The organism is Hallerella porci, assembly GCF_003148885.1.
GTDB lineage: Bacteria > Fibrobacterota > Fibrobacteria > Fibrobacterales > Fibrobacteraceae > Hallerella > Hallerella porci.
On sequence record NZ_QGHD01000058.1, the window covers coordinates 1 to 2,335 of the forward strand.

At 45.9% G+C, this 2,335-nt stretch carries 3 protein-coding genes; 2 read left to right on the plus strand and 1 reads right to left on the minus strand.

The window, feature by feature from the left end; all coding sequences use genetic code 11:
- Positions 1-189 precede the first annotated feature (189 nt).
- Together B0H50_RS12880 and B0H50_RS12885 are read left to right on the plus strand one after the other, a co-directional pair.
- Positions 190-684, plus strand: coding sequence for a hypothetical protein (locus B0H50_RS12880; protein WP_109587916.1), 495 nt, complete (start codon positions 190-192; stop codon positions 682-684).
- Positions 642-1,175, plus strand: a complete 534-nt coding sequence (locus tag B0H50_RS12885; protein WP_109587917.1) for a restriction endonuclease — start codon at positions 642-644, stop codon at positions 1,173-1,175. The genes B0H50_RS12880 and B0H50_RS12885 overlap by 43 nt, the downstream gene beginning before the upstream one ends.
- 72 nt (positions 1,176-1,247) lie before the next feature.
- On the opposite strand, the gene B0H50_RS12890 is transcribed toward B0H50_RS12885, so the two are convergent.
- Positions 1,248-2,174 (minus strand): NAD-dependent epimerase/dehydratase family protein, encoded by a 927-nt coding sequence (locus tag B0H50_RS12890; RefSeq protein WP_106197229.1) that lies wholly within the window; start codon positions 2,172-2,174, stop codon positions 1,248-1,250.
- Between the last annotated feature and the right edge of the window lie 161 nt (positions 2,175-2,335).

Genomic DNA, 2,335 nt, shown 5'->3' on the forward strand with positions numbered 1-2,335 from the left:
ATGCTCCGTCTTTGCCAAAAATTGGCTTTCCTGTTTTGAACTGAGATGCTGCTTTTTTGATCATCTCTTTATATTCTTCGTGTGTCATCATAGTTCCTCAATTTACATCATTTTTCAAATGATGCTTGGTGGTGAATGACACAGTTTTATGGATAGAGTCACCCCATCAAAAACGCAGCAATCGCTCCGATGGAAAAAGACATTCACAATCTTGTGCAGTCGATTTTTGACGAATCCGTTGCCCTTGACGATATGGTCGAAGACGGAAACCAAACCGAAATTACAGACAACAAACTGAACCGTGCGAATTTTGACAAAAAGGAATTCCAGGAACTTTGGAACCAGATTAACCACAAGTATGCCTACACGGTGCATTACGACAGTAATGAGCTGATAAAAAAAGTCGTTGACGACCTCAACGCAAACTTGAGCGTCAAGCATCTTTCTTATACTGTTCAAAGCGGCGAACAAAAATCGTCAGCGATTTCGGAGCAAACCAAAAAACTTCTTCGGAAACGGTCGATGTTACAGCGATGTCGCAAACCCGCTACGATTTGGTCGGCGATATTGCAAAGGGGGCAACGCTTACACGCAAAACAGTCATCGCCATATTGCAAAGAATATTGCCAGCAAAATTTGCGATGTTTAAGAACAATCCCGAAGAATTCATCAGCAAGGTGGTGAAATGCATCAAGGAACAAAAAGCGACGATGATTGTCGAATGCATTCGTTATAATGCAATCGAAGGTTCATACGACAGTTCCATTTTCACCAATGAAAAGCACGCCGCCGCCGTGGGGCATGCGATGAAATCGGACAAGAGCATTATGGAATACATTTTCCACGATAGCGATATCGAAAAGGAATTCGCAGGCGCTCTTGAAAAAGCTTCCGAAGTGTGCGTGTACGCCAAACTACCGAGAAGCTTCCAGATTCCAACGCCCGTCGGCAATTACGCTCCCGACTGGGCCATCGCTTTTGAAAAAGATAAAGTGAAGCACGTATTCTTTGTCGCCGAAACCAAAGGCTCGATGGATTCGATGATGCTTCGCCCTGTCGAAAAAGCAAAAATCGAATGTGTGAAAAAACTCTTTTTGGAAGCCTCGAACGGAAAAGTTCACTACGCGCACGTGGCGACGTATCAGGATTTGCTGAATGCCGTGAGGGGGTGCTAAATTCTTCGCTTCATTTCATAAACGCCAAAAGCCGCTCATACGAGCGGCTTTCTGTATAAGCGTGAAAAAAATTTATCGTTTGCTTAAAGCATTTCGCAGTTGCCAATCGATGTGGCGTTTCATTTCTTCGTGAGCGTCGAAGGTTAAATTGAAAACGCTTGCGATTTTGTCGACGGAGAAAAGCATCGGCTGATCGGACCAGCCTAAATTTTGCTCCACAATTTTTGCGGCGCTTTTTTGGCCGGTGATTTTTTCGTAATCGGTGAGCATTTCTTCGGCGATTTCTTTCCACGAAATCCATGAGGCGCTGAGGCCGAGGAAAATTTCTTCGTTCAAATCGCTGTCGAGGACGCGGTGAAAAAGTTTTGCTTGATCCGCAGCCGAGATAAATTGCGTGCCGTCATTTTGGATGAGATGAATCTCGCCGCCGCTCACGATGGCTTGCGCCATTAGGGCAAAGCGTTTATCGGGCTGAGAAACGCCGCTGTTTTCGAAGGCGGGATTTCCGAAAGTATAACCGGGGCGGATAATGTTTCGCTTCATTGCGGTCGCACGGAATCCGAGAACGTAGGCTTCGCCGGCGGCTTTCGTCGCCCCGTATAAATCGATGGGGAGATTCGCTACGTTTTCATTCATCACGCTGCGGAATTTTCCCATTGCGGCGGTGCTACTCGTGTAAATAAATTTTTTGCAGCCTGCGCGCGAAGCGGCTTGTAAAATGAGAACGGTTGCGCGCGTATCGTTTTCGAGCATCGCGAGAGGAGTTTCGCCCCAACCGAGGGCGATATGCAGACAAGCGTCGCAGCCTTCGAGCCCTTTTGAAATCGTTGCGGCATCGTAAATTGAACCGCTGAGAAGAGTTACTTTTGGATGATTTGTTAACGCGGCAATTTTATCGGGATGACGCGTTAAGATGATGAGTTCGTGCCCGCTTGCGAGTAATTCGCGTGCCACATAATGTCCAATAAATCCTGTGCCGCCGGTGATAAATACGCGCATTTTTTTCGTCCTTTTTGAGATTTCTTTCAAACTAAATTTCTTTGCCTCAAAAATGAGACATTTTTGGAGGCATCATCAATATGTGTGGTAGCATTTAGGCAGCCTTGCTAGATGATTCTCTCGATTCCGATTCCCATTCGTAGGCTATCTTTACATCGACA